Origin of the sequence: Oscillibacter sp. PEA192 (assembly GCF_003574015.1) — a bacterium.
In the GTDB taxonomy this organism is placed as follows: Bacteria; Bacillota; Clostridia; order Oscillospirales; family Oscillospiraceae; genus Oscillibacter; species Oscillibacter welbionis.
In genome coordinates, this window is sequence record NZ_AP018532.1 from 3,013,571 (window position 1) to 3,032,555 (window position 18,985).

Consider the following 18,985-nt stretch of genomic DNA (forward strand, 5'->3'; position numbering starts at 1 on the left):
GAGTGGTTATGCGCCGGGGGCGGGGGCCAGCTCTGGATTGATCTGGTCCAGCCAAGTCACCAGGTCCATCAGTGTTCCGATAACCTTGTCCGGCTGTGCCGCATCCGCGGCCACGTGCACATCCTTCTGCTCCGACAGGAAGGAGCGGATCTGCACGGCCTTGGCAAAGCCCACCTGCTTGGGGCCGATGATGTCCCTGGAGACCGTGTCGCCCACATAGACGCACATTTCCGGCTTTGCCTGCATTTGCCGCAGGGCGATCCGGAAGATCTCCGGATGGGGTTTGCGATAACCGGTGACGCTGGAGACCGTTACATCCTCCATAAAGCCGCGGATGCCGTAGTCCTCCAGCACGCGGAACACATTGTACAGCGAGGCGTTGTTGGAGATAACGCCCAGGTGGTAGCCCCGGCTCTTCAGGGCCTGCAGCATCTCTGCCGCGCCGTCGCGGAGCTCCCGGTGGTAGAAGGTGACCTCCCACAGGTTGGCCAGCTCCTCGGTGATGGGCAGCAGCTTTTCCCGGTCAAAGGCAAAGTCCCGAAGATACCAGTCCGGCCAAATCTCCTCCGGCTTTTTCTCCAGCATATTCCCCTCGCTCCACTGCTTATAGGCCTTTACGCCGTCCGTGATCCGCTTCCAGAACACATCGTCCGGGCAGCCGGGCTCCAGGCCGTTGGCCCGCAGGACCTCCAGCAGCCTGCGGCAGGTCGCCCGCTGGGTGTCCTCGTTGTACCAAATATCCTCCAGAGTTCCGCCCATATCAAATAAAACGGTTGTCAGCATCAGGAATCCTCATCCTTTCCGTGTGTATTCCGCCGGCGGTGGCAGCCGGCATCCTCTCCGTCCTCAAACAACAGCATGGCATCCTCCTGGGGAGACCGCCGGGGCCGCTCTTCAGCAGCCGGGGCAGCAGGATGCGCTTTGGGGGCGGCATCAGCCTTGGTCCCGGCCGCCTCCCGCATCTCCTCCTGCAGAGTCTTCTGCACAGGCAGAGGATGGGTCTTTCTCAGCTTGAGATAGACCGGCCAAGCCACCGCGTTTCCGATCAGGGCCGGTGCCACACCATACAGGGTAATCAGCTGCACCATGGTTGCCCGCTGGTCTGTATCCAGCATCCAGGCTGCGAAGTAGAACATCACCAGAACCACCGCCAGCCCCACAAACCCGAACAGCGCCACCCGCTTGTCCCGCAGAAGGAACAGCAGGCTGCCGATTGCCGTCCCCGCCAATGCGATGATCAGCGTGTGCACGGCGTTGGTGGCTGCAGTGCTGGGCAGCGTAAGCTGCCGGTACAGCGGCTCTGCCAGCAGGGTATACAGAACCCCGTAGATGCAGAGGTCCAGCAGGGTGGCGAAAAAGCCTGCAATGGCAATGGGGCTCTTCCGCCGGTGATTCTTGTCAATGAATAGATTCATGCGCATATCTCCTTATCTGAGAGGGCCGGAATGGAGAGCCGGCGGACGGATTCCCGTCCGCCGGCCGTGTGAAGCAGCCAGGATCGCCGAAGTGCTGTTATCCGAGCATCTGCCAGAAGTCACGGACGGTCATGAACTCCGTGTAGATGGAATTGGGATCGAACGGGGAAACGTTCATCTCCTCATAGGGGACAGAGCCCTCAGCGGGTTCAATGTCGTCCCGGACAGGCCAGCCGCCCAGGGTGTTGAAGGGCTCGTAGCCGCTGGTATCGCCATCAATGCCGCCCATCATGAAGCGGATCAGCAGTTTGGCGGCAGCGGGATGCTCACAGCCTTCCACCACGTACAGGGTGTTGATGGCGGGTATGCCGGTGGTGGGATACAGGTTCACGGGAGCCAGGACCCAGCCGTTATCCTCGTTCTTGCGCAGCTTGGAGGAGGCGCAGAAACCAATGGGGGGATCGGACTGGCCGGGGGTGCCGACAGCCTCGGCAACCTCGTCAGAAGCGGAGGTGAAGATCGGCTCATTCTCACGCAGGCGCTTCAGGAACTCGTAGCCGGCGTTGGCGCAGCCCTCAGAGAGCACCAGCTCCTCGCCATACAGTTCCTCATAGGCGGCAGCCAGCTGATCCGGGGTATCACCCACGCAGAAGCCGGTAATCCAGGAGCCCCAGCCCACATTATTCAGGGGATCCTGCATCAGGATCTTGCCCTTCCATTGGGGCTCGGTCACCTGCCAGATGTTGGTGACAGGGGAACCGTCAGGATAAGCCTCAGCATTGTAGAACAGCTGGGTCAGCTCAATGTACAGAGGGGTTTGCGTCTCTGTCAGGCTGGGATCAATATGGGCGAGGATGTCGGCAGGCTGATATATGTAAAAAATCTTGTTTTGCACATACTCATTGTACAGGGAGCCGTCCTCGTCCTTGATATGGACCACATCCGCCACATACTGGCCGGCCTCGTGCTCACGGGTGACCTTGTCCAGCAGGTCGTTGGTAGAGATATCAAAGGGCGTGCAGGTGATTTCGGGGTACTTGTCCATGAAGGCCTCCGCCACCTTGGTGCAGCGGGAGGAGATGGAGTACAGAGTGACCTCGCCGCCCTCGGCGATGGCCTGCTCATAGAGCTCCTCATCCGTCTCGTCCGTGGCGGTGATGTTGGCGGTTTCCTCCCAGGAGGTGGCGCCGGCATCCTCCGCCTCATCATCCGTGCCGCCGCAGCCGGTCACAGTAAACAGCATGACAGCAGCCAACAGGGCGCTCAATAGTTTCTTGTGCTTCAACATGGTTCTTTTCCTCCTTTAATCATTCTTCCTCAAATCGCTCTCTTTTATCGCAACGGCTGACGCCGCAGGATACTCCGGGATCGCTCGGATGATGGAAACGCGCATTAGCGGGAGTACTTGATCAGGCGTTTGGTAGAGGCGTCGAACACATTGACCTTCTTGGGCGGGTAGGAGAGATAGACCGTCTCATCGCCGGCGTAATGGGTGGAGCCCAGCTCCTTTACAGTAATCAGCTTCTCACCGACCCGGACGGAGACCAGGGTCTCGGAACCGGCGGGCATTCCGGCGTATACACGGGCCTCCACCTGCGCGGCGTCGGTCTTCTCACGGGAAATGGTGATCTGCTCCGGGCGGATGCCCAGAACCAGCTTCAGGTCGCCGGAGGCGGGCGCTTCAGGCGTCATGTCCTCCCGGGAGAACTCCAGGCGGCCCATGACACCGTCAACCGACAGCCCGGACGCGCCGGCGGTGCCCGAGGCCTCCACGAAGTTGATGCTGGGGTTGCCGATGAAGTCCGCCGTATAGAGATCGCAGGGGTTGTCGTACAGCTCCAGAGGCTTATCCACCTGGACCAGCTCGCCCTCACGGAACAGGGCGATCTTGGTGGACATGGTCAGCGCCTCCACCTGGTCGTGGGTGACGTAGATGATGGTGCTGCCGGTGTCGTGGTGCAGGCGCTTCAGCTCGGACCGCATATCCACGCGGAGCTTGGCGTCCAGGTTGGACAGGGGCTCGTCAAGCAGGAGCAGCCGGGGCTCTGACACGATGGCGCGGGCGATGGCCACACGCTGCTGCTGGCCGCCGGAGAGCTCGGTGGGATACCGCTTGGCGTACTGGCCGATCTGCATCCGTTCCAGGGCGCTGGCAACCATTTTTTCGATCTCCGCGGAGGGGATCTTTTTGATCTTCAGGCCGAAGGACACGTTCTCAAAGACAGTCATGTGGGGCCACAGCGCGTAGGACTGGAACACCAGGTTCAGGTTCCGCTGGGACGGGGGCGCGTAGTACGCCTCCGCCGCGTTGACGATCTCCTTGCCGTCCATGTAGATGAAGCCGTTCTGGGGCTTTTCCAGGCCGGACACCACCCGCAGCGTTGTGGTCTTGCCGCAGCCGGAGGGGCCCAGCAGCGTCATGAAGTCGCCGTCCTCGATGGTCAGGTTCAGATCTTTCAGAACGTGGTTCTTGCCATAGAATTTATCGATATGTTTTAATTCAATCTTGCTCATGTTCGTCGTCTCCTCTCAGTTCTCTGTCCGCGTCAGCCGGCCATGCTCTTGGCCAGGTCCGCCTTGCCGGAGAGATTCGCTATCGCATACACCAGGAACACAATAGAGAACATCACAATCGCCACGCAGTCAGATGCCTGCGGCGAGTTGCCGTTCTGGTACCGGAACGCCAGGTACGGCAGCGTGGAGGTGGTGGGGGTCATGATCAGGATGATCAGATCCAGCTCCTTCATGATGGAAACGAAGATCAGCATGAAGCCGGAGATGAAGCCGCCTTTGGACAGGGGGAACACAATCTTCACGAACCGGCGGAAGAATCCGGCGCCCTCGATGGTGGCCGCCTCTTCCAGCTCACCGCTGATCTGCAGCATGTTGGAGGTGCCGGCCCGCGCCGCGAAGGGCAGATGCTTCACCACGGACACCAGCGTCAGCAGAGCGAAGGTGCCGTACAGGGCGGGCACCAGGGTCACGCCGAAGATCTGCTGGGGCTGGGAGAACATGGACAGATAGATGCCGCCGAACGCCACGGACGGGATCAGATAGGGGATGAACACCAGCTGTTCCACCAGCTTGCCGTGGAGCCTGCCGCGGCCCTTGGCGGTGATGTAGCCAAGCAGCTGGCCGAAGATGGTGCCGAACACGCCGTTCACGAGAGTCAGGCGCAGGGAGTTGAACAGGGAGTTGATGAACTCGTCATTCTTGAAGATGCCCGGCAGCCCCTCCATAATCTGGGGATTGGATTCGCCAATCCAGTAGTGGAGGGTAAAGTTGTCCAGGGAGTAGATACCTTCCTTGAGCATGAAGCTCTCCATGACCAAGATGACGATTGGCATGATGATGCCCACTGCGAAGAACACGAACAGCGCCGCAGTGATAACCGGCCTGCCTACCTTCCCAAGGCCGATCAGGGTGGATCGGCCGCCCTTGCCGCCGATGGTGGCGTAGGACTTGCGGGAGCCGATCAGCTTCTGGTTGACGAACACGGCGATGGAGGCAATAATAATCATCAGGATCGCCATGGCAAATCCGGTCTGCGTATCCCGGGAGTTGATATTCATGTACAGCTGGCTGGACAGGGTGTAGTACTGCACCGGAGAGCCCAGATAGTTGATGGTTCCGAAGGTGCCGATGGCCTTGGAGAAAGTCAGGATCACGGCCGACAGGATGGCCGGCAGCACCAAAGGCAGAGTGATCTTCCGCAGGATCATGGCCTTGCCCGCGCCCTGGATCTCACCCATCTCCTCCAGCTCGGAGTTGATGGAGTTCAGTGCTGAGGATACCAGCAGGTATGTATAGGCGTAATAATGAAGGGTCAGCACGATGATGATGGCGACAGGGCCATAGGCCAGCCACTCCGGCACATCCAGCCCCAGGGAGGCCATGAAGCCGGGCGCGCCGCCCAACCTCGCTGTCTTGAACATGGACAGCCACGCCTGGGATTTGCACCAGGAGGGGATCATGTAGGGGATAATCACCGCCAGGGAGAAAAACTTCTTGAAGGGCAGATCCGACCGGACCATCAGCCAGGCCAGAATGGAACCCAGCAGGATGGCGCACACGGACACGCAGACGCCGATGACCAGGGAGTTGATCAACGGCTTGATCAGCATGGTCCAGGACAGCTCACTGGCCAGCAGCCGCTGCCAGTAGTACAGGGTAAAGTCGCCGGCCTTGCCGCCGCCCACAGCCCGGATGTCCCGCTGGGCCAGCTCAAAGGTGGTGGCGATCATGTCCAGCAGCGGCAGGACGATCAGATAGACCAGCAGAACGACGGCGATCAGTACGATGATGTTGTAGGGATTTGTCACCACTGCCTTGATCTGATTCTTCAGCCGCCGGCTTTTTGAATACGTTTGCTCTTGCGGTTTCATCTTCCTCTTGCACCCTCTCTCCTCAGTTCCTCTTGTTGTTTGTGTTAAATATCGCAAACGTTTTCGTTTCTATGCGATTTCAAATTTAACATTCGTTCATACTTTTGTCAAGAACTATACCGCATATTTAATAAAGTATCCAATAAAATTATTCTAATTTTGGTTATTTCGTTGTCTTGCAAAATTCAAATCCGAACGGCTCACACAAACGTTTTCCGGGATTTGAAAAAAATGATGCGTTCACTTCAGCGGCGGCAGCAACTCCAGCAATTCCGGGAACGTATCGATCACTGCATCCGGCCGCGTCTCCTCCGTGAACTCCACAGGATGCTTCTTCTCCGGAGACCGGAAGATGATGTTGCAGCCGATTCCCGCAGCCTTGGCCCCTGGAATATCTCGCTTGATGTTGTCCGCCACGGAGACGCAGTCTGCCAGATCCACCCCCAGTTCCCGGGCTGCAATGTGGTAAATCTCCGCGCCAGGCTTGCGCAGATGGCACACGGAGGAGAGCACCACACTGCCAAAATACGGGGCCAGCCGATCCTCCTCCAGCCAGTCGGGCACCTCGTGCTCGCCAATCAGGTTGGACACAATGCCCAGCTTGTATCCCCGCTCGTGCAAGGTTCGGATCACTTCTGCCCCGCCGTCCACCACCACACGCCGGCCTTTGGACTGGCGGTACTCAAAGGACAGCTCATGGCAGACCTGGGCAATGCGCTTCTGGTCATAGTCCGGCAGCAGCCACCGGCACCAGAGCTCCCGGTCGCCAGCCTCCTTGTTCTCTCCCAGGGCCCAGCGGCGATAGGACTCGTAGCGGTCTTCTACCAACTGATAGAAGTCCTCCACCTGCAGCGGTGCCCCCGCCAGCTCCGTCATCTTCCTGCGGGCATGGCGCATATAGGGCTCATCCTCCAGCGCAATCCGAAGGGTGCCGCCCAAGTCGAACAGGACGGCCCTGTACCTTTTTTCGTTCATCCTTCCTCCTTATCCGCAGACAGGCAGATGCTCTCTGGATCCGCTGCCCACTCGTCTTATGCACCGAATGCAAACGTTTTCGATTTTCTGTCTTTATTCTATGGTAGATTACTTTTCTCTGTCAAGGGGAGGAACCGCCAAAGACACTCCCCTGTTTTTGCCATTTTGACCAAAAGTCCAGAAATCGCAGTTTTATATTGACTTTTCTGACAAAACTCTATATATTTCAATGCAGAAGTGTACTTCTCTTTCTTGCGGGCGGAGTTGCGTCGCAGAATCGAAAACGTTTGCATTTTCGAGGACTTTTTGGTGGAAAAACCGGCTTTTGTCTGCCCTGTTCCAAGGCGCTGCCCCCCTCCCGCAGTTTGAGCGTGACAGTCTGAATCATGGAAAGAAGGCATTTTATGGACGGATACCTGTTTGACCCCCACACTCACACGGCGGAAACCAGCAAGTGCGGCCACCTGCCGGCGGCGGAGGTGGTGGACCGCTATGTGCGCCATGGCTTCTCCGGACTGGTTGTGACGGACCATCTCCACCCGGAGTACCTCTCCCGGATTGACACAGACCACGATTGGAATAAGGTCATAGACCACTATCTCTCCGGCTACCGCGCCTCCAAACAGCGGGGCGACGAGGTGGGCTTCCAAGTGCTGCTCGGCGCGGAACTGCGATTTCCCGAAAATGACAACGACTACCTGGTGTACGGCATTGATGAGGCGTGGCTGCGATCCAACCCCTACGTTTGCTGCATGAGCGCCCGGGAGTTCTTCCAGAAATTCCATGACCAGGTGCTTATTATCCACGCCCACCCCTATCGGGACGGCAACACTACGGTGTTTGAGGACGCGATTCACGGTACGGAGATCATCAACGGCAATCCCCGGCACGACAACTACAATGACCGGGCTCTAGAGCTGGCCCGCCGCCATCCAGAATACTACCGCCTGGCGGGATCCGACACCCATCAGAGTGGGGACGAGGCCCGGGCCGGCGTGATCCTGCCAGAGAGGCCCGCCGACTCCTTTGCCTACAAGACCTTGATTGGGCAGCACCGTTTCCACCTCTGGAGCCCGGAGTTCCAGTCCTTTGTGGACACGGATGAGGAAATGCGGAAGGAGAAACAGAAATGAGCCAGTTTGACTCTCTGATCATCGGCGAGGTGGCACAGGACACCAATGTGGACTATGACGGCACCACCGTCCATGCCGTGGGCGGCGCCGTGTACTACTCCGGCTTCGCCGCCGCCAACACCGGCCACAAGACCGCGGTGCTCCCCAAGGCGGACACGGCCCAGGTGGACCTGGCCGCCGCCTTCGCCCCAGCCCCAAATGTGACCGTCTATCCCCTGCACAGCAGGACCTCCTTTGTCACAAAAAACGTCTACCACACCCCGGACCGGGAGCGGCGCACCTCCACCGTGGACAGCGTCATCGAACCATACCGCACCGAGGAGGTGCCGGATATCGATGCGGCGATCTGGCATCTGGCGGGCCTGGCAGCGGGCGACATTCCCAACGAGATGATCCCCTTTGCCGCCCGGCACGCCATGGTGGCCATCGACGTGCAAACCATGCTGCGCTGGGTGGAGAACGGCGGCATGGTCTATCACGACTGGGCAGAGAAAAAGGAGCTGCTGCCGTATGTCCGATTTCTCAAGACCGACGCGGCGGAGGCGGAGATTCTGACAGGTCTCACCGACCGGGCTGAGGCCGCCAGACAGCTTTACCAGTGGGGCGCCAAGGAGATTCTCATCACCCATAACACGGAGGTGCTGGTCTACGATGGTCGGGAGATCTACACATGCCCCATCCGGGCCAGAAACCTCTCCGGCCGGACCGGGCGGGGCGACACCACCTTTGCCGGCTACATCAATGAGCGGCTGACTGCTGACATCCCCACCGCCCTCCGCTTCGCCACCGCCTTAGTGTCCCTGAAGATGGAGACCCCCGGCCCCTTCACCGGCACCCGGGCGGATGTAGATGCCTATCTGAAGGAATTCTACTGAGCGCCATTTCCGTATCCATCTCCCGAAATCACCAAGACGGCTGCCAACCCGGCAGCCGTCTTTTCAGCTCTGCTCCGAAGAAGGAGCAACCAACTTCTGCAAATGTGACTATCTTCACCCCAGATGATACCATGAAGTTCAAAGCCGAGGCTCTCCGCACCTGGGGAAACAGGACACGCATCTACCAGAATGCGGGATGTGCCTCTCAACGAGGCCTCGGTGGACGCCATCCTGGATCTGAGAGCGGAGTGGTACTTCGTAGAAGACGCGTCGATCATCGCTGACGAGCACGAAGGCTATACCCGAACGGTACTACCGCATCCTGAAGGCGGCTGAGCTGAAGCAGCGGGGGCTCCATACTCTGCTTCGCCGCCAATCTGGTTAACAGCATCAAACAACCGGATGGGACGCTCGGCTCCCTTTCCCCCCGGCAGGTGGCCGTCCTCCTTAGACAATCCGCCTCGGAGATTACGGAGCTCTACTATGTGAAAAAGGACGCCTCCGCTTGACAGGGATCACGACAGGATTCGATCTCTGAGGTATGCGAAAAAAGAACTCCCCTGGCCAGCAGGCAACTGGCCAGGGGAGCAAAATTTTAAAGCTAAAATGATGCTGTAGCAGACAGAAACAAGACTTTCATGGGTCGGGGAAATCAATATGCAGCCGCGCATTTATGGAGCCGCATATTAAAGGGCGCAAAATCAAAGGGCGTCGGGTGGCACCCCGGCGCCCTTTGGCTTTTGGCAGACATTGCGTGAAACTGCAGTTCTCAAACCTCGCGAGAGGGGAGCGGCCGCATCTGCCTGTTCTGGGTGGTTTGTATTCAGGCTATGCGGCTGAGGATCCGTGAGAGGCCTCGCCTCAAAAGACGCCCTGCTCCATCATGGCCTCAGCCACCCGCTTGAAGCCGGCGATGTTGGCGCCCGCCACCAGGTTGTAGCCCAGGCCGTACTCCTCCGCAGCCTCCACGCTCATCTGGTAGATGGTGTTCATGATCCGGTGCAGCTGCGCGTCCACCTCTTCCGCCGTCCACACCAGCCGCTCGCTGTTCTGCGCCATCTCCAGTGCGCTGGTGGCCACGCCGCCTGCGTTCACCGCCTTGCTGGGCGCCACGATCATCCCGGGCTGCTCCATCAAGAACCGCAGCGCGTCGTTGGTGGTGGGCATGTTCGCCACCTCAATGTAGTACTTCACGCCGTTGGCCGCGATCTGCTTCGCCTGCTCCATGTGCACGTCGTTCTGCATGGCCGAGGGCATCACCACATCCGCCTTCACCCCCCAAGGCTTCTCACCGGGGAAGAACTCCACGCCGAACTTCTCCGCGTAGTCCTGTACCCGGTTGCGGCCGCTGGAGCGCATCTCCACCAGATACGCAATCTTCTCCTCCGTGGCTACGCCGTCCGGATCATAGATATATCCGTCCGGGCCGGACAATGTCACCACCTTGGCCCCCAGCTGCGTTGCCTTCCTGCAGATGCCCCAGGTCACGTTGCCGAAGCCCGCGCAGGCGATGGTCTTGCCCGCGATCCGCTCCCCCTCGTGCTCCAGCACGTTCTGGAGATAGTATACCGCGCCGTAGCCCGTGGCCTCCGGCCGGATCAGGCTGCCGCCGTAAGAGAACCCCTTGCCCGTCAGCACACCGTTCTCCCAGGCCCCCTTCAGCCGCCGGTACTCGCCGAAGAGATACCCGATCTCCCGGCCGCCCACGCCCATGTCCCCGGCAGGCACGTCCACGTCCGGCCCGATGTACCGGTACAGCGCCTGCATGTACGCCTGGCAGAACCGCATGATCTCCGCGTCCGACTTCCCCGCCGGGTCGAAGTCCGCGCCGCCCTTGCCGCCGCCGATGGGCAGACCCGTCAGAGAGTTCTTGAAGATCTGCTCAAAGCCCAGGAATTTGATGATGCCGGGATATACGTTGGCCTGGAACCGCAGGCCGCCCTTGTAGGGCCCCAGCGCGCCGTTGAACTGGCACCGGTAGCCGATGTTCGTGTGCCACTGACCCTGATCGTCCTCCCAGGAGACCCGGAAGGTGAACATCCGCTCCGGCTCCACCATCCGGTTCAGCAGGTCCACCTTCTCATACTCCGGGTGCTTCTCGATCACCGGCTCCAGAGAGGAGAACACCTCCTCCACCGTCTGCACGAATTCCGGCTCGTTGCCGTGCTTCTTCTTCACGTTCTCGATCACGCTGGTGAGATATGTGTTCATGGCTGTTTTAATCCTCCTTTATTTTATCAAGAACAGTTCTCAACCTTGCGAATTAGGAAAACGGACAATCCTTCCTTTCGAAAATGTAAGGCGTATATTTCCCCAAGCTTCTGTGGGCTCAAAGGCCCTTTACAAAAGCCTCCATTCGCCGCAACCCCTCCTGGATGCTTTTCTCGCTGGTGGCGTAAGACAGGCGGATAAATCCCTCGCCGCCTTGGCCAAAGCCTGTGCCGGGCACGACAACCACATGTTGCTCCTGCAGCAGCCGCATCGCAAACTCCTGGGATTTCAGTCCAGTCCCGGAAATATTGGCAAATGCATAGAATGCGCCCTTTGGCCACAGACAGCTAATCTTTTCAATATTATTGAGTCCCTTGACAATCAGCTCCCGGCGACGGCGATACTGGCACTTCATTTCTTCCACGCAGTCCTGGTTTCCTGTAAGCGCCGCCACCCCGCCCCACTGAACGCCTTCATTCACAGAAGAAAGTACGTTTTCCAGAAGCTTTGTCATAACAGTCGTGACTTCTAAAGGCGCAGCGCTCCAAGCTAAACGAAAGCCTGTCATAGCATATTTCTTAGAAAAGCCGTCTACCACTACTGTACGCTCTTTCATCCCCGGAAAACTGGCAATACTGGTATAAGGCTCCCCATCCCAAATCAGTTCGCGATAAATCTCGTCTGTAAGAACATACAGGTTTCGCTCTTTTGCCAGATCCGAAATTTGGCGCAGGTTTTCCGCGCTGGCTACACCGCCGGTTGGATTGGAAGGCGAATTGATCAAGATAACTTTGGTCTTTGGCGTAATCGCATTCCGCAGGTCGTCAATCTCGTACATGAATCCGTTTTCTTCCTTGACTTTCACAGGAATGGGGACGGCACCTACCTGCATCATCAGGCCTTTGTAATTGGCCCACCCGGGGTCTGGCAGCAACACCTCATCTCCGATATCCAACATGGCGGTGCAGGCAAGATTCAGCAGACTGATTGCGCCGGCCCCAATCAGGATCTCACTCGGCTGATAATCCAGCCCCCGCGCCTGATAAGTCGCAGCCACGGCCTTCCGCAAAGCAGGAATGCCGGTATTGGGCGTATAGTGGGTTTCCCCGCGCCGAAAGGAGGCTACCGTCGCATCAACGACATGCTGCGGGGCCGTAAAGTCCGGTTCCCCCAACGCGAAGCTGATGACATCCTTCATTCCTGCTTGCATAGCGAACATTTCTCGAATTAGAGAGCCAGGAATCTGCTTGCTTTTCTTCGAAACTATTGACATATCTATATTTTCCTTTCTGTCCTTTCGAGTTCCATTATTCGGTCTAGGCATATCCATGCGCATGTTGTCCTCGGTATACACAGGAGAGATGCTCCCGACAGCCCGACGCACCAGGACGACATTCCAGAAGGCTCTCCTCACATCCACCCAGCGGGCGGGTAGAGCACTGTCCCGCCAGCGTCCAAATGGCGTCTACATCTCTGTCCGCCCCCCATACTTGAATGAGAGAACCGCCTTCCGCTCCTTGAATGCCGCCTTTTCCAATCAGGACTGATTTCACAGGCGCCAGCATAGAGATGGCATCCAACTCCGTAATCACTTCTCCAGCTAATGGAAGCAGTCCGCAGGCCATCCCATGGGAGGCTGAGACATGTTTTCTTTGAGACAACGCTACTGCTGATGAGATATTTCCGGACGTTAGTTTTTCTGTCCCTGCTGCTATGAGGACCCGGATTCCTTCGGTCTCAATGGCACTAAGCGCCGCGCCATAGCTACCGCCCCCGGGACTCCCCGCAAGAAGAGCCGCTCCGCCGCTGCAATCAATTAAATTCGCTCCAGTAACCAATACACATTCCGGTCCAAACTTCAAAAAGGCATCTCTCTCCAAGCCATCCAGGGACCGTATGCCCTGCCGGCTGAGAAGTACCGTATGTGGATTGGAGCTCTCTTTCAAATTGGCCACAGCCCCGCGGCATGTTACCCGGCCGCACAGCCTCAGGTGCGATCCCGTCAGAATGGCGCTGAGACAGGAGGTTGTGGTTCCGCCCTTCAAAATTAATGTTCCATTTTCCAGTGCGGTCTGAACTTCCGGCCGCCTGGAAATTGCCTCGGCAATCAGCCACTTTGCGGCATTCACACTCAAAAAAATCTGAACACGTTTCAAATTTTTTACCTCATGTTGTCAAAACCCTCAGCAAAACTTCTGTTGTCGAAATCATGTCTTCAAACAGGATATGTTCCTTGCACCCGTGAACTTCCTGCATACCTACCCCGATATTGATAGCAGCCAGACCATTTTCAACCAGCCATGTGATGTCGCTGCCGCCGAGCGTCTGTTCAATGACCGGTGTGATGCCAATACTGCGCATGGCCTCACAGGTCTTTTCAATAATGGGTGCGGTAACCGGAATACAAAACGCATTAGAGACCCGGTTCTCGGTTTTGCAGAATTTTGCGCCCCAGGCCTGACAAACCTTTTCCACGTGGCCGCAAATATTCTGTACAATCGACTGGAGCTCCTCCTCCTCGTAGGAGCGAACCTCCACATCAAAATCCGCTTTCTCTGGGACGATGTTGGTTTGCCCGGGGCAGAGCAAATTGGCCACGTTGACAACGCTAATTTCCGACACACGGCCGCATTCGATGCCGGAAATACACTCTGCCACAGCTTTCAGAGCATGGATGCCTTTTTCAGGAGAAACGCCCGCATGTGCGCTCTTTCCTTGGATAGAAAAGTGAATCTTCATATATGCAGCCGCCTGGTTCACCAAGTGCCCCACATCCTCATTGTCTAAAACAATGGCCTCTTTGCTGATAATTTTGCTGTAGTCAGCGTATTTGGAGCCGAGAATGCCGTTTTCCTCACAGATAGTCAGCAGAAATTCGATCGGCCGATGCGGCAAGCCTTTCTCAACAATCGTCTGGACAGCCTCCATAGCTGCAGCAATACCGGCTTTATCATCACTGCCTAGAATTGTGGTTCCATCGCTGTATATGACCCCATCTCTCAAAATAGGAGAAATCCCATAGCCCGGGGCCACAGTGTCCATATGGGCGCAAAGAAGCAGAGGAGCGCCTGTACCTGGTAGAATCGCATGGAGATTCCACCCGTTGGAGCCGAACATTTCCCCAATCTCCTGTCGTTCCCAATGGAGTCCAAGAGAAGTCAATTCTTCCTCCATCATGATGCAAAATTCTCGCTCTTGATAGGTCTCGCTGGCACAGGTAACATATTGGAGAAAGCGTTGCAGCAAACGTTCTTTGTTCATACTAACATCCTCTCATTCATTCCGCAAAATGCGTCTCTTTGTCATTGGCAAACTGATCGTAACATGCTATAATATGTTAAATTGTCCACGAAACCTTTCTGCTAGTAGTCACCCGAACACCCGCAGATGTATAACAGCTCAGGAGGGGATGTGAAATGGCTCTTACCGTCGCCGATGTATTAAAGCTGAAGCCCTTTGCCACCGGCAAGGTAATCGCAGGGGAAAACGGTGTTACCCGTAAAGTTGAGCACGTCAGCGTGATGGAGGTGGATATCACAGAATGGTTTTCCTCAGAGCTGGTTCGAGGTGCCTCTTTGGAAATTTCCTCAATGTATGCCCTGGTCGACCATCCTGAGCGGCAGGTGGAAGCCATCCGACGCCTGAACAAGAGCGGAGCTGCCGGGCTTGTCCTCTGTTATGTGGGAACAGTTTTAAAGGACGTCTCTCAGGAGCTCATTGATGTGTGCAACGAACTGGATTTTCCTTTGATTGTGATGTTTTCTCTGGTAGGCTACAAAGAGATTATCCGTGCTGTATCCGATGCGCTTTTGGGGCTTGATAATCAAAAGCTGCGAGACGCCATTGACATCTATGAATATGTGACGGAACTGCTGATGGAGAGCAGGAACAACTCCTCGCTGGTCATGTCTCTGGAACATATGCTGGAAAAGCGCGTGATGTACTTTGATCAAAATGCCGAGCCCATCTACATCTCCGGCTTTTCCAGAGCGCGAATCCAGATGGTTGAACGGTATATCAAAAATCATTTCTCAGAGTTTTTGCTCCACCATTCCAGCCAGACCATTTCCTGCCCGGGGATAGATGAGCAGCTCTATCTGCGCCCAATCTATAATAAGGCATTCTATTTTGGCACTTTGGTAATTGTAGGGTGCAGGTTTTCTGATTTGGATAAAATTGCGATTGCCCAGATCTGCAATGCCTTGAGCATTTCCAGTCTAAGCCAGATCAGCATCAGCCAGCAGCAAGAAAAACTGCGCACAGATTTTATACGGGATCTGTTGACCATCCATCTATCTGAAGAGGATATCTTTCGCCGCAGCACAGCGATTCACTGCGACATCTCCCAGGTAGAGGGATGTATTGTGCTGGATATCTGCAATTTCAAGCAGTTGATCAAACAATACAGCGAGGAGAAAATCGCTTCTTTAAAACGTGACTTTTATGAGTTGGTGCAAAGCGAACTCAGCGCTTTAGGGGACAGGAGTATCTGCTGTGTACTGAGTGATAAGGTCGTAATCCTCCATATTCAGACGCCCAAGCAAACGATTTTGCAGGTAGCCCGTTCTCTCCAGCGGGTCCTTAAGCGCAAAAATATTGAGGTTTCCGCCGGAATTGGATATCGCTGTAAAAGTGTGCGGGATATCCAAACCAGCTACGAAACCGCAAGACTGGCGCTGCAAATTGCAACCTCTGGTTTTGCGCCCTCTACCTGTGTGGACAGCGAGGAGTTTCCCGCCTATATGATGCTGCTTCAGACTTATCAGGCCGACCCTGGACTGGTCCCGCAGTTGATTGACCGTCTTTTAGCCCCTGTCCGGCAATATGATCAAACCCGAAACGGTGCCTTGGAAGAGACCTTCCGCGCACTTTTGCGCTGCGACATGAATTACAATCTGGTTGCCGAACAGTTGTTTTTTCATAAAAACACCGTTCTTCAGCGCAAGCAAAAAATTGTATCTCTGTATAAGGAGGATCCTTTTCAGTTGCCATTGCGCCGCCAGTTTGAATTCGCGTTTATTTTAGAGGGCTTATACGTGCGGAAGGGTTCCTCTGATTCCGGCGATATTTAAAGATTCCCGGTTGTCGATGCAACTCATTCGACAACCGGGAATCTTCTTCACGGCAGATACTCAGGCGTTTTCTTGGCGCAGGACTTCCGCCATCGGAACATGGTCAAACTCAAAATCATAGTAGCGGGGGTTCATAACGGAGAATGGCTTTCCTGAATTGTATTGCTCCCGGGCGGGCACGCCTACGATGCTGACAAAGTCGCCAACTTCAATTACCGTGTTGGTCAACGGATGGCAGGTCTTTGTATCCACGCATTGAACGATATCAGGGCTGGTAATCCATGGCTTGCCGTTCTTCCACATCACATGATACTCATTCTCGAACCACAGCTTATAGGTATTGCCAGCAAACTCGTCCACACCTTCCAGCTCCAGCGTGCCATAGTACAGGCCGTCGATGGTCTTTCCCTCTTTTTTGACCATCTTCGTTTTTGCCAGAACATAACCGCCGGCGGCTTCCGCTGCCGCGGCCACGGGGTCCTTCCCTACCTCGTTGGCCTCCCGAATGGTCTTGCCAATCTTGAAGCACTGGCTGAGCGTGCCGGGGACCAGCGCGTCCTTGACTTCCTTACCGGACATGATGTAGCACGCGTGGGCTACCATACCGAAGCCGGAGTCAGCCAGCATCTTGCCGTTGCGCTCGATCATCTGGCTGTTCACACAGCGCGTCAAGATATTGGTGTCGCCATAGCCGTTGACGATGGCCACCGGCAGACAGGGCTTATCCATAACAAGCGGCAGCGCCTGGGTCATCTGCGGATAGGCACGCCCCGCGGCGTCCGCGTCGATATACGTCAGGCCCTTGTCGAATCCAACGGACATGGGCATGCAGCTGTTTCCGCCGCCCAGCTCAATGGCAAACAATGCGCTGATCTTCTTCCCGGTGTATTCCTCCAGGACATCCAGGGACTTGGAAAGCATCTCCTGGGGAGAATAGGGCGGATCAACGGGCACGCCGTTGCGCTTTTGCTTGGCAATGATCTCATCTGTTTTGGGGGCGATAGAGCCCATCAGAAAAACAGACGCATAGGTGTCATCATCCTTCAGATCGTCAAAGCTGGTTACCTGGAGGGGCTTCCCCTTCTCCAACACCTCTGTCAGGGCTACGATGCCGGCCTCAGGGTCACCGCCGCCACCGCAGCCGAAGAAGCAGCAGCCAGTGGCAAAATCCTGAATATCCTGCTTTGTCTTTAACTCAAACGCAACCATAAAAGCGCTCCTCACTTTCTAACTTATCATATAACTGTTGCGTAGGATTACCGATCTGTATAAATGCTGATGTCTGGCATGTACATATCCATGCCCAGCGCATAATACTTCAGTTCACCGGTTTCATTGTAATAGTCCGCAACAGGCCAATCAATGTATGTGGACTGATACGCATAGGGATTCGCCATATCGGCGACTGGTGCCGACGCACACAGCTCTGCCATCACATAGTCCTGCAGTTCCATGGCAGCGGCATTTCTCTCATCTGTATCCAGAATGGTGACAGCAGTGTCCAACCGTTCATCCAGCTCCGGCGTGGAAACCCAGGTGGGATTCTCAAACGTTCCCTGGGTTGCGCTGCCAAATAGAGTGCGCATCACAGAAGCGGCGTCATTGACAGAGGGCGTGATGTTGCAGGTAGATACATTCGGCGCACTATCCGGGTTGGAAATCTGCTCCTGATAGGTCAGCCAGGGACCCTTCCGGATATTCATAGTGATGCCGACTTGCGCGCAGTTGGCCTGCAGGGACAGCATCATTTTTTCCAGAGCTGGAGCCGAATCCAGGAGGAAACACTCCAGTTCAATGTCCTGATATGTGTCCGCATACCTCGACTGGGCCAAGTATTCCTTCGCCTGCTCAATATCATAGTTATAAGTCGTACAGCTGTCGTTATGGCCGTTGATTGCGGAGGAGACCGGTCCGACGCTACGCTCTGCGCCGTAGAATACAGGGCCGAGGAAACTCTCATAGTCCAGCAGGCAGGACAACGCCTTGCGGTAGTTCAGATCGTCTGTGGGGGCGGCCTGCGTATTAAAGAAGATATACTGGGTGCAGGCCCATGTGGTAAATGCCAGTTCAACCCCCTCAATCTCATCCAACGCCTCATAGTTTTCCGGAGCAAACCACGGAGAAGAAATTTCCAGCTCCTGATTGGCCATCATAGTCTGCTGGGTACTGGGCTCAGTCAGATAAATAGCCTGAAACTGCTCGGGGGCATTTTCGCGGCCCTCCCAGCCCATATGCCAGTCAGGGAAGCGGCTTGCTAGGAAATAATCAGAATGCACCATCTCTGTAGCTGTGTAGGGACCAGAGCCAGCGTCGTTGTCCAGCAGCCAGGCCATGGCATAGTCGCCATATTCGCCGTAGGTGCCGTCATCCACAATATTGGCCATGACCGTCTCTTCGTCCAAAATGTACAGGTGCCAGATGATGCCCATAAAAGAACCCAGAGGCTCGGCGAGAACAAATCTCACTGTGTAATCATCGTCCGCCACGCATTCCTCCACGGTGTCGAAGAGGTACGCAAATCCCTGTCCAATCGTTTTGAAGCGGTTAAAGGAAAACACGACATCGGAAGCTGTCAGGTCGTTTCCGCTGTGGAACTTCACGCCCTCCTTCAGATGGAAGGTATACTCCAATCCATCCGGGCTGGCCTCCCAATCGGTGGCCAGGTTCGGCGTTTCATCTGGATAGGTGAGATTATCATACAGATTTTCAACACATACGCTGCCGACCAAGTCCGTAATCACCGCCGGATCAATCTTGGGCGTACTGTCCGCAGAGAAGCGGATGATGCTGGGGCGGGTGCCGTCTCCCGTCTGAGCGTCTGCCGGGTCGCCCGCAGTGTCTCCGCCGCACCCGGACAGCAGGCCGACGCAGCTCAAAAGGGCCAGGACCAATGCAAGAATTCGTTTCATAATCTTCCTC

The 18,985-nt window shown here is 56.1% G+C and carries 15 protein-coding genes; 3 read left to right on the top strand and 12 right to left on the bottom strand.

What is annotated here, in order from left to right:
• Window positions 1-6 precede the first annotated feature (6 nt).
• The 6 genes from DN611_RS14945 to DN611_RS14970 all read right to left on the bottom strand — a co-directional run bounded on the left by DN611_RS14945 (window position 7) and on the right by DN611_RS14970 (window position 6,775).
• A complete protein-coding gene (locus DN611_RS14945; protein ID WP_021749949.1) occupies window positions 7-783 on the bottom strand; it encodes an HAD family hydrolase in 777 nt (258 codons plus the stop codon).
• Window positions 783-1,415 carry a hypothetical protein gene (locus tag DN611_RS14950; protein WP_025545008.1) on the bottom strand — a complete coding sequence of 211 codons (633 nt, stop codon included), beginning with the start codon at window positions 1,413-1,415 and terminating at the stop codon, window positions 783-785. Before DN611_RS14950 ends, DN611_RS14945 begins: the two co-directional genes overlap by 1 nt.
• A gap of 97 nt (window positions 1,416-1,512) precedes the next feature.
• On the bottom strand, window positions 1,513-2,703 hold the full coding sequence (locus tag DN611_RS14955) for an ABC transporter substrate-binding protein (protein ID WP_119311752.1): 1,191 nt from the start codon (window positions 2,701-2,703) through the stop codon (window positions 1,513-1,515).
• Window positions 2,704-2,807: 104 nt separating this feature from the next.
• Window positions 2,808-3,929: an ABC transporter ATP-binding protein gene (locus DN611_RS14960; RefSeq protein ID WP_119311753.1), complete on the bottom strand. Its 1,122-nt coding sequence runs from the start codon at window positions 3,927-3,929 to the stop codon at window positions 2,808-2,810.
• Between the two features lie 32 nt (window positions 3,930-3,961).
• On the bottom strand, window positions 3,962-5,800 hold the full coding sequence (locus DN611_RS14965) for an ABC transporter permease (RefSeq protein ID WP_021749953.1): 1,839 nt from the start codon (window positions 5,798-5,800) through the stop codon (window positions 3,962-3,964).
• A gap of 240 nt (window positions 5,801-6,040) precedes the next feature.
• Entirely contained in the window at window positions 6,041-6,775 is a 735-nt protein-coding gene (locus tag DN611_RS14970; protein ID WP_025545005.1) for an HAD family hydrolase, read from the bottom strand.
• A gap of 404 nt (window positions 6,776-7,179) precedes the next feature.
• Between DN611_RS14970 and DN611_RS14975 the strand changes: the two genes are divergently transcribed.
• Together DN611_RS14975 and DN611_RS14980 are read left to right on the top strand one after the other, a co-directional pair.
• Entirely contained in the window at window positions 7,180-7,908 is a 729-nt protein-coding gene (locus DN611_RS14975; RefSeq protein WP_119311754.1) for a PHP domain-containing protein, read from the top strand.
• A complete protein-coding gene (locus DN611_RS14980; protein WP_021749957.1) occupies window positions 7,905-8,783 on the top strand; it encodes a PfkB family carbohydrate kinase in 879 nt (292 codons plus the stop codon). Before DN611_RS14975 ends, DN611_RS14980 begins: the two co-directional genes overlap by 4 nt.
• An 861-nt stretch (window positions 8,784-9,644) precedes the next feature.
• On the opposite strand, the gene gdhA is transcribed toward DN611_RS14980, so the two are convergent.
• The 4 genes from gdhA to DN611_RS14995 form a co-directional block, all read right to left on the bottom strand.
• Window positions 9,645-10,994 (bottom strand): NADP-specific glutamate dehydrogenase, encoded by a 1,350-nt coding sequence (gene gdhA / locus DN611_RS14985; protein ID WP_119311755.1) that lies wholly within the window; start codon window positions 10,992-10,994, stop codon window positions 9,645-9,647.
• 118 nt (window positions 10,995-11,112) lie between these two features.
• Window positions 11,113-12,267 (bottom strand): pyridoxal phosphate-dependent aminotransferase, encoded by a 1,155-nt coding sequence (locus tag DN611_RS14990; protein ID WP_160117454.1) that lies wholly within the window; start codon window positions 12,265-12,267, stop codon window positions 11,113-11,115.
• Between the two features lie 43 nt (window positions 12,268-12,310).
• A complete protein-coding gene (locus DN611_RS16590; RefSeq protein ID WP_136891238.1) occupies window positions 12,311-13,150 on the bottom strand; it encodes a hypothetical protein in 840 nt (279 codons plus the stop codon).
• Window positions 13,151-13,160: 10 nt separating this feature from the next.
• On the bottom strand, window positions 13,161-14,255 hold the full coding sequence (locus tag DN611_RS14995; protein WP_119311757.1) for a M20/M25/M40 family metallo-hydrolase: 1,095 nt from the start codon (window positions 14,253-14,255) through the stop codon (window positions 13,161-13,163).
• Window positions 14,256-14,410: 155 nt separating this feature from the next.
• On the opposite strand from DN611_RS14995, the gene DN611_RS15000 reads away from it, so the two are divergent.
• Complete coding sequence (locus tag DN611_RS15000) at window positions 14,411-16,066, top strand: PucR family transcriptional regulator (RefSeq protein ID WP_119311758.1); 1,656 nt, start codon at window positions 14,411-14,413, stop codon at window positions 16,064-16,066.
• A gap of 60 nt (window positions 16,067-16,126) precedes the next feature.
• On the opposite strand, the gene DN611_RS15005 is transcribed toward DN611_RS15000, so the two are convergent.
• A complete protein-coding gene (locus DN611_RS15005) occupies window positions 16,127-17,275 on the bottom strand; it encodes a DUF917 domain-containing protein (RefSeq protein WP_025544120.1) in 1,149 nt (382 codons plus the stop codon).
• 47 nt (window positions 17,276-17,322) lie between these two features.
• Window positions 17,323-18,975, bottom strand: a complete 1,653-nt coding sequence (locus DN611_RS15010) for an ABC transporter substrate-binding protein (protein ID WP_119311759.1) — start codon at window positions 18,973-18,975, stop codon at window positions 17,323-17,325.
• Window positions 18,976-18,985 lie beyond the last annotated feature (10 nt).

What these genes read in the sequence shown, in the direction of transcription:
- DN611_RS14980 (WP_021749957.1), top strand. Translation starts at nt 7,905, where the DNA reads ATGAGCCAGTTTGACTCTCTGATCATCGGCGAGGTGGCACAGGACACC.
- DN611_RS15000 (WP_119311758.1), top strand. Translation starts at nt 14,411, where the DNA reads ATGGCTCTTACCGTCGCCGATGTATTAAAGCTGAAGCCCTTTGCCACC.
- DN611_RS14970 (WP_025545005.1), bottom strand. Translation starts at nt 6,775, where the DNA reads ATGAACGAAAAAAGGTACAGGGCCGTCCTGTTCGACTTGGGCGGCACC.
- DN611_RS15010 (WP_119311759.1), bottom strand. Translation starts at nt 18,975, where the DNA reads ATGAAACGAATTCTTGCATTGGTCCTGGCCCTTTTGAGCTGCGTCGGC.
- DN611_RS14995 (WP_119311757.1), bottom strand. Translation starts at nt 14,255, where the DNA reads ATGAACAAAGAACGTTTGCTGCAACGCTTTCTCCAATATGTTACCTGT.
- DN611_RS15005 (WP_025544120.1), bottom strand. Translation starts at nt 17,275, where the DNA reads ATGGTTGCGTTTGAGTTAAAGACAAAGCAGGATATTCAGGATTTTGCC.
- DN611_RS14975 (WP_119311754.1), top strand. Translation starts at nt 7,180, where the DNA reads ATGGACGGATACCTGTTTGACCCCCACACTCACACGGCGGAAACCAGC.
- DN611_RS14990 (WP_160117454.1), bottom strand. Translation starts at nt 12,267, where the DNA reads ATGTCAATAGTTTCGAAGAAAAGCAAGCAGATTCCTGGCTCTCTAATT.
- DN611_RS14965 (WP_021749953.1), bottom strand. Translation starts at nt 5,800, where the DNA reads ATGAAACCGCAAGAGCAAACGTATTCAAAAAGCCGGCGGCTGAAGAAT.
- gdhA (WP_119311755.1), bottom strand. Translation starts at nt 10,994, where the DNA reads ATGAACACATATCTCACCAGCGTGATCGAGAACGTGAAGAAGAAGCAC.
- DN611_RS14955 (WP_119311752.1), bottom strand. Translation starts at nt 2,703, where the DNA reads ATGTTGAAGCACAAGAAACTATTGAGCGCCCTGTTGGCTGCTGTCATG.
- DN611_RS14960 (WP_119311753.1), bottom strand. Translation starts at nt 3,929, where the DNA reads ATGAGCAAGATTGAATTAAAACATATCGATAAATTCTATGGCAAGAAC.
- DN611_RS14950 (WP_025545008.1), bottom strand. Translation starts at nt 1,415, where the DNA reads ATGAATCTATTCATTGACAAGAATCACCGGCGGAAGAGCCCCATTGCC.
- DN611_RS14945 (WP_021749949.1), bottom strand. Translation starts at nt 783, where the DNA reads ATGCTGACAACCGTTTTATTTGATATGGGCGGAACTCTGGAGGATATT.